9 protein-coding genes are annotated in these 6,777 nt (G+C 30.3%); 6 read left to right on the top strand and 3 right to left on the bottom strand.

Going from position 1 to position 6,777, the window contains the following annotated elements:
• Positions 1–81 precede the first annotated feature (81 nt).
• Together ERL59_RS00630 and ERL59_RS00635 are read left to right on the top strand one after the other, a co-directional pair.
• Positions 82–909 carry an MFS transporter gene (locus ERL59_RS00630; protein ID WP_160643434.1) on the top strand — a complete coding sequence of 276 codons (828 nt, stop codon included), beginning with the start codon at positions 82–84 and terminating at the stop codon, positions 907–909.
• Between the two features lie 2 nt (positions 910–911).
• Positions 912–1,253, top strand: a complete 342-nt coding sequence (locus ERL59_RS00635) for an MFS transporter (protein ID WP_160643436.1) — start codon at positions 912–914, stop codon at positions 1,251–1,253.
• A gap of 190 nt (positions 1,254–1,443) precedes the next feature.
• On the opposite strand, the gene ERL59_RS00640 is transcribed toward ERL59_RS00635, so the two are convergent.
• Positions 1,444–2,613, bottom strand: coding sequence for a glycosyltransferase family 4 protein (locus tag ERL59_RS00640; RefSeq protein WP_160643438.1), 1,170 nt, complete (start codon positions 2,611–2,613; stop codon positions 1,444–1,446).
• Positions 2,614–2,857: 244 nt separating this feature from the next.
• Between ERL59_RS00640 and bluB the strand changes: the two genes are divergently transcribed.
• The 4 genes from bluB (at position 2,858) to ERL59_RS00660 (ending at position 4,927) form a co-directional block, all read left to right on the top strand.
• Positions 2,858–3,502, top strand: coding sequence for a 5,6-dimethylbenzimidazole synthase (gene bluB / locus ERL59_RS00645; protein ID WP_160643440.1), 645 nt, complete (start codon positions 2,858–2,860; stop codon positions 3,500–3,502).
• A 69-nt stretch (positions 3,503–3,571) separates the two neighbouring features.
• Positions 3,572–4,045, top strand: a complete 474-nt coding sequence (locus ERL59_RS00650; protein WP_160643442.1) for a methylated-DNA--[protein]-cysteine S-methyltransferase — start codon at positions 3,572–3,574, stop codon at positions 4,043–4,045.
• A 70-nt stretch (positions 4,046–4,115) separates the two neighbouring features.
• A complete protein-coding gene (locus ERL59_RS00655; RefSeq protein ID WP_160643445.1) occupies positions 4,116–4,610 on the top strand; it encodes a DinB family protein in 495 nt (164 codons plus the stop codon).
• 86 nt (positions 4,611–4,696) lie between these two features.
• Positions 4,697–4,927: a hypothetical protein gene (locus ERL59_RS00660; protein WP_160643447.1), complete on the top strand. Its 231-nt coding sequence runs from the start codon at positions 4,697–4,699 to the stop codon at positions 4,925–4,927.
• Between the two features lie 99 nt (positions 4,928–5,026).
• On the opposite strand, the gene ERL59_RS00665 is transcribed toward ERL59_RS00660, so the two are convergent.
• Together ERL59_RS00665 and xerS are read right to left on the bottom strand one after the other, a co-directional pair.
• Positions 5,027–5,467 carry a Dps family protein gene (locus tag ERL59_RS00665; protein WP_160643449.1) on the bottom strand — a complete coding sequence of 147 codons (441 nt, stop codon included), beginning with the start codon at positions 5,465–5,467 and terminating at the stop codon, positions 5,027–5,029.
• A gap of 76 nt (positions 5,468–5,543) precedes the next feature.
• The gene (gene xerS, locus ERL59_RS00670) at positions 5,544–6,644 is read right to left on the bottom strand and encodes a tyrosine recombinase XerS (protein WP_160643452.1); all 1,101 of its coding nucleotides are present in this window, start codon (positions 6,642–6,644) and stop codon (positions 5,544–5,546) included.
• Positions 6,645–6,777: the final 133 nt, after the last annotated feature.

Consider the following 6,777-nt stretch of genomic DNA (forward strand, 5'->3'; position numbering starts at 1 on the left):
TTTGCTGTTGCTGTTGTCTTATCCCCATGCATTAAACTTTTTGTTAAGACTTTTCTTGTCATTTAAAAGGGGGATAAAAACTTGTACAGTAATCTATTCAACATGTTCAGAGATCCTAAATCAGATTTAAAAAACTTTTTTTTATTTTGTTCGGGTCAATTTGTTTCATTATTTGGAACATCTGTATATTCATTTGCAATGAGTTTATACATTCTAACTGTAACAGGTTCTGGGCTTTCATTTGCAACGAACCTAGTATTATCCATTTTGCCTACTGTACTATTAGGTCCAATAGCAGGAGTGTTAACAGATCGTTTTAATCGAAAGATGATTATTGTAGGGACAGATTTAATTAGTGGAATTGTATTACTTGTATTGTTCATTGTTAGTTTTGTTCAATTTAATTTGATATGGGTTTATGCAGTAACACTGATACTAAATATACTTGGCACTTTATTCTCTGTCTGTTCTGAGTCTGTGAAACCAAATATCGTGTTAGAAAAGAATTTAATGAAGATGAATGCTGTATCTCGAATGATTTTATCGGCTTCTTTTATTTTAGGACAAGTATTAGGTGGTATAGTGTACGCATTTATTGACATACAAATATTTATTCTAATTAATGCACTTTCTTTTATGATGTCAGGTATGTCAGAGTTGTTTATTAATTTTAATTTTAATGTTGAAGAGAAAAAGGAACAAAGTGAGAAGATCAAAATTTTTAGCGATATGAAAGATGGATTCGTCTTTCTTTTTAATCAAAAAAGTTTGTTAGGTATGATGATTTTATTTATATTAATCAACTTTTTTTCCACATTTTCAGTTGTAGTTCCAGTACCGTATATATTAACGAATGTCATTGAAGTAAGTTCAATTTCCTTTGGTGTTATTGAAGCTTCATTTCTGTAGGGATGTTAGTAGGAGCTATTGTCGTAAGTAAGTTAAATGATCGTTTAATGGAATATAACAAATTATTAACTGTATTAACTTTTATTAGTTCAATATTAATAATCTTAATGGGAGCACCATTGCTGATTTTTAGCTTTGAATACAAGCTGTTTTATACGATTTATTATTCCTTGATTCATTTGACTTATGGAATCGTGATTGCTTTTGTGGATATCCCAGTTATGACGATGTTGCAAAAATTAGTTCCAGACAAATTGAGAGGAAGAGTGATTAGTGTTGCAATTTCAATCGTTAAAGTGTTTGTTCCTTTAGCCATGATTATATCTGGCAGTGTCTTAATGTAATACCTGCTTTTTGGTTGCCTTTGACAGGAGGGGGATGTTTGTTGATTATTACTGTTAGATATTATTATGTTGATATTCTTAAACAGTCTTCACTTAAAACACAAGAAGTTTAATTTATTGTTAACAAAAAACGCCCACTAATTTATTAGTGGGACTTTAAATAATCAATTTTCTTCAAAAATGGGCTCACCTAATGGATCATTCGATCCAGTTGAAATGTTGATTGTTCCTCTATATCGTAATAACTAGCTAATAAACGATCAAAAATCGTACTCCAAGATTTTTGTCTGCAATAGGCAAGCGCATTTTTTGTTAAAGTAGATCTTAATTTTGTTTCTTTAACCATACGTTCAATATTATTTTTAAAGCTTACCATATCATGAGCAGGGCTTAACAATCCTGTTTTTTCATGAATTATATTTTCCTTCACACCTCCTGCTTCTATTCCCATTACAGGTGTACCTGATGCCATTGCTTCTAGTATTACATTTCCAAACGTTTCAGTTGCAGAAGGAAATGCGAATAAATCTGCTGCTGCATAAAGATCGCTTAATTCTAATCCTTGTTTAAAGCCAAGGAAGGTAATAGATTCAGTTGAAATGTCTGCTCCTTTTTCTTTTAACTCTTTATAAAGTGGGCCTTCACCTACAATAACAAGCTGACATTGATCTCTAATTTCTTTTGGTAAAAATTTGTAAGCATTGATTAAAACTTCAATATCTTTTTCTATGGCTAATCTACCTACATATAGAATAACAAACTTTTCTGGAGAGATTCCATATGTTTGCCATACTTCGTTTCGATTTGTTATTGGGTGAAAAACTTCAGTGTCAATACCGCGTGACCAAATTTCAATATTTTGCAACTGTTTCTTTTCTAATAATTTTTTTGTTGAATGTGATGGGACATAAATCTTTTTACAATCTTGATGAAACCACAATATATATTTCCATAAGATGGGTTCCATCCATTGAATTTTATAGTAAGATAAGTATTGATCAAAATTTGTGTGATAAGAAGCAACCATAGGAATGTTGTACTTATTAGCATAATGATGTCCTAACAAACCCATGTTGAAAGGTGTGGCAATATGAACTAGAGTAGGGTTAAATTGGTGAATTGATTTTTTAATATGAACAGGATTAGGAAAGGCAATTCTACATTCAGGATAAAGAGAAAATGGGATGCTGTAATATGTTTGAATATTTTCATTGTTCATATCTTTATTACCCATATGGTTTGGAGCGTAGATACGAACAGAAATCTCTTTTTTTTCTAAATAACTTGACCATTTACTTAACGTTATAGCAACTCCGTTAATATCTGGGAAAAAAGTATCTGTAAAAATGGCAATCCTCATGTAATCCACTCCTTTATGATATCTTTTTCATAAGTTAATGGTATAACATATTTATTACTACATGATGGATTTTAAGTAAAAATTATGTAAAAATTTGAAAGAAACATTAAAATTTTAATTTAAAAATAAATTTAATATTATCGTTTGCTGAAGAGACGAAAGTATAAATTAAATAAGAGTTTTGTAACTCGTCGAACATCATATTGAATAAGATATAGTAAATCACATTTTATGGGGGGAAATGATGTTTTCTGAACAAGAGAGAGACGCAATTTATAAGGTGATTCGTAAGAGAAGAGATGTTCGTTCATTTTTAACTAAATCCATACCAGAAGAAGTGATTGGAAGAATCATTGAAGCCGGACACCATGCTCCATCTGTTGGATTTATGCAACCATGGAATTTTATTATTGTTCATTCACAAAAAATAAAGAAACAATTAGCCTGGGCAGCAGATAAAGAAAGACGAGCTTTAGCAATTCATTATGAGGGAGAACGTCAAGATCATTTTTTAAGTTTGAAAGTGGAAGGATTAAAGGAAGCTCCTATTACCATTTGTGTAACCTGTGATCCGACAAGAGGAGGCACTCATGTACTTGGCCGAAATTCTATTCCTGAAACAGATATGATGTCTGTTGCTTGTTCGATACAAAATATGTGGCTTGCTTCTTGTGCAGAAGGAATTGCATTAGGTTGGGTCAGTTTTTACAAAAAAAATGATATTAGAGAAATAATGAAAATTCCACCTCACATAGATCCAGTGGCATTGTTATCTCTTGGATATACAGATGAATATCCGGAAGCCCCAATACTGGAAACAAGTAAATGGGCTAAAAGGGAAGAAATAAGTAAATTAATATATGTGAATCATTGGGGAAAGAAAAAATAACAAAGCAATATTTTAAAAACTTTTACCTCTTAGGTATTGTATAGTTAAATAAAGGAGGGAGCTCATGTTATGACTAGGGAATATATACAGTACTATTCTTCACCTGTAGGACTCATACAATGTAAAAGTGATGATCATCAATTAATAGAAGTTAATTTTGTAGAGGAAGAGAATGAGCATACTTCATTAAAAATTCCATCAGTTTTAAAAGAAACTCTTAAGCAGTTGGATGAATACTTTGCAGGGACAAGAACGAAATTTGATGTAAAACTACAATTAAATGGCACAGAATTTCAAAATACAGTATGGAAGGAACTAACTAATATTCCTTATGGAGAAGCAGTCTCTTATAAATCTGTAGGAGAAAGAATTGGGAATAAAAAAGCAGTAAGAGCAATTGGGAACGCCAATAATAAAAACAAAATTGTGATTATTGTTCCTTGTCATAGAGTCATGGGCAGTAATGGGAAGTTAGTAGGATATGGTGGAGGATTATGGAGAAAAGAATGGTTGTTGAACCATGAAAATATAGCTTTTCATTGAGCAGGTTATGATATACATCTCATAGAATATATATATAAAGATTTAACAATAAAAATGGGGTGTAGGAAATATGGAATTTGTAACAGAGGTTAGAAAAAAGTTAATCCAAACTGTAGAGAGTCTGAATGATGAACAAATAAATCAGAAGCTGACAAATGACGATTGGAGTATAGTGCAAATACTTCACCATTTATATTTAACAGAGTACGCAATTCAAGCTGGTTTCAATCATGTAATACAAAAAAATAAACAAAATCCAACAACGATCAAATCATTTGAGATTGTAACAGATCGAACGATTAAAAGGGCAGCCCCTGATCATATTCAACCAACTGATCAATATATGTCAAAACAAGAAATTTTGAGATTATTAAGTGAGTCAAGAAATCAATTGATTGGGATTTTGAATCAAATTGAAGATTATAGCCTTTTGTCAAATCTTTCTATGTCACATCCTTTTTTAGGTCGTTTAAACTTAGATCAGTACTTGGAATTTATAGGCGTTCATGAACAAAGACATATAAAACAAATAGAAGAATTAAAATCTAGTATGATAGTAAGTTAATATGAGCGATATAGAGCAAGAGTGATTTCACTCTGTTTTAATATAACCTTTATGAAACATTGGTGGTTTAGAGAGAGAGGAAGAAAATGGGAAATATAGACAAAAGAGATCGGTTAAAGGAAAACCCATTCAGTTATAAGATAACTAAAGCGAATAAAACGATGATCTATTGGGATAACAGAATGATCAAAACGTTAAGTGAAAAAGAATCAAAAAAGTTTTTATTTAACATAGAAGGTAAGGATGATTATGCAATTCAACTTATATTAGCTAAACTTACAGGGAATTTTAAGCGGGGAAATGAGAAAAATAAATAAGATTAAGAATTATAGTTGAATTGATATTTTTTTAAAAAGTTGATTTATATTTAAATGCCTATTCTTTTCAGAATAGGCATTTAAACATTTATAGTTATCTTATTTACCTAAGTATGCATTTAACATCCATTGATGTTTTTCTAAACTTATTACAATTCCTTCAAGTAAATCTGCTATCCTAATCGCATTCTCATGATCAGCCAATTCAATCGCTTGTTTCATTTCTACTCCGATTTGAAAGAAGTCATTGATAACAGATTGAACCATTTCATTAGATGATAATCCCTCTGCAGCTTCTTCAATGGTAGATAGTGTTAAGTAATCTTTTAAACTTGAGGCTGGAATAGCACCAGATGCTAACATATTTTCAGCAATTTCATCTGAATAACCAGTAACCTCATTATACAGTTCTTCAAATTTCTCATGTAATGTAAAAAAGTGCTCCCCTTTCACAAACCAGTGATAGTGATGAAGTTTTGTGTAAAGTACATTCATGTTGGCTAATTGTTGGTTTAATAATCCTTTTAAGTTCTCATTCATTTTAAAAACTCCTCTCCAAAATGTAATAGCTGGTACTTATTTATAATAATTATTATATAATAATAACTATAAATAGTCAATTGTTATTACCTTCATTTTTAATAATTCTACGATCAATCGCTTTTTCCATTGTTTTGTCTGTTAAATGTGCGTAAATTTGTGTCGTATCGGTAGAAGCATGTCCTAATTGTTCTTGTGTTTTATATAGATCATTTTGTAAATAATAATCTGTTGCGAAAGAATGCCTTAGTTTGTGAACAGTTAAATAAGGCTTTCCGAACTTTTTTGCATATTTAATGACCATTTCTTGAATAGCACGTTTAGACATTCTTTTACCTTGTTGTGCCCCATTTGGAATAGTAAGAAAGAAAGCTTTTTCATTCTTAAGTGCTTTATAGTTTGAATCTCTATTGGACAAGTAATTCTCTATATACTTAATAGCATGATTTCTAAAAAATACTCTAGTTTTAAAAGTTTCATCATGATTTCCTTTTCTATATACATAAACAGTTTGTTTTTTTAAATCAATATCATCTAAGGTTAAATTGACAACCTCTGAAACTCGTAAGCCAGAATGGAGGATAAGGCTTATAATGCAGACATCTCTATCTTTGTTAAGTTGATAAAAATATAGGGCTTGTTTATTTTTTGAAATGTCCTGTTCATAGCCAGATTTAACATATTCAATAAACTCGATGATTTCACTTTCTTGTAATAATTTTCCTTCTAATTTATTTGCTATTTCTTTCGCTTTATTCATCCTTTTAATTTCAATTTTAGCCATAACGTTTCTTTTCAATAGAGGATAGAAGTTCTCATCTTCTGCTATTTGACTTAAATAATGGAAAAGGGATCGAAGAGAAGAGAGCTTTCTAGTAATTGTGATTTTGGCATTGGAATTCTCTTTTCTAGTTGCTAAAAAAGCTCTAAAGTTATCAATACTTTCTGTATGTAGTTTTTCTAAGTGCTCTAAAGGAACCTCTTTTATATTTTTAACATCAGATAGTCCTTCAGCTAATAACCAAGAAAAAAATGTTCCATAATCTCTAACATATTCAAGTAAAGTAGACGGTGAAAGATCCTGTAATTTGTGATTGATAAATTTTTCAATGTACCAAGGCATCGATGGGACTAGCTTATCTAGTTCTTGTCTATCTTTTAATTTTATAATGTTCATTAGAAATTACCCCTTGATAAAAATTCATCATATTTAATCATTACATACTACTTATTATTTTTTCATGAAAGAATGAATAAATCAATCGAATATTTCTTGAAAAAGAAAAATAAATATGTTACTATAAAGTCAC

The organism is Chengkuizengella marina (assembly GCF_009910845.1).
Lineage (GTDB): Bacteria > Bacillota > Bacilli > Paenibacillales > KCTC-33759 > Chengkuizengella > Chengkuizengella marina.

Excerpts from the sequence above, each read along its gene's own strand:
- ERL59_RS00635 (WP_160643436.1), top strand. The coding sequence starts at position 912 with ATGTTAGTAGGAGCTATTGTCGTAAGTAAGTTAAATGATCGTTTAATG.
- ERL59_RS00640 (WP_160643438.1), bottom strand. The coding sequence starts at position 2,613 with ATGAGGATTGCCATTTTTACAGATACTTTTTTCCCAGATATTAACGGA.
- bluB (WP_160643440.1), top strand. The coding sequence starts at position 2,858 with ATGTTTTCTGAACAAGAGAGAGACGCAATTTATAAGGTGATTCGTAAG.
- ERL59_RS00650 (WP_160643442.1), top strand. The coding sequence starts at position 3,572 with ATGACTAGGGAATATATACAGTACTATTCTTCACCTGTAGGACTCATA.
- ERL59_RS00655 (WP_160643445.1), top strand. The coding sequence starts at position 4,116 with ATGGAATTTGTAACAGAGGTTAGAAAAAAGTTAATCCAAACTGTAGAG.
- ERL59_RS00660 (WP_160643447.1), top strand. The coding sequence starts at position 4,697 with ATGGGAAATATAGACAAAAGAGATCGGTTAAAGGAAAACCCATTCAGT.
- ERL59_RS00665 (WP_160643449.1), bottom strand. The coding sequence starts at position 5,467 with ATGAATGAGAACTTAAAAGGATTATTAAACCAACAATTAGCCAACATG.
- xerS (WP_160643452.1), bottom strand. The coding sequence starts at position 6,644 with ATGAACATTATAAAATTAAAAGATAGACAAGAACTAGATAAGCTAGTC.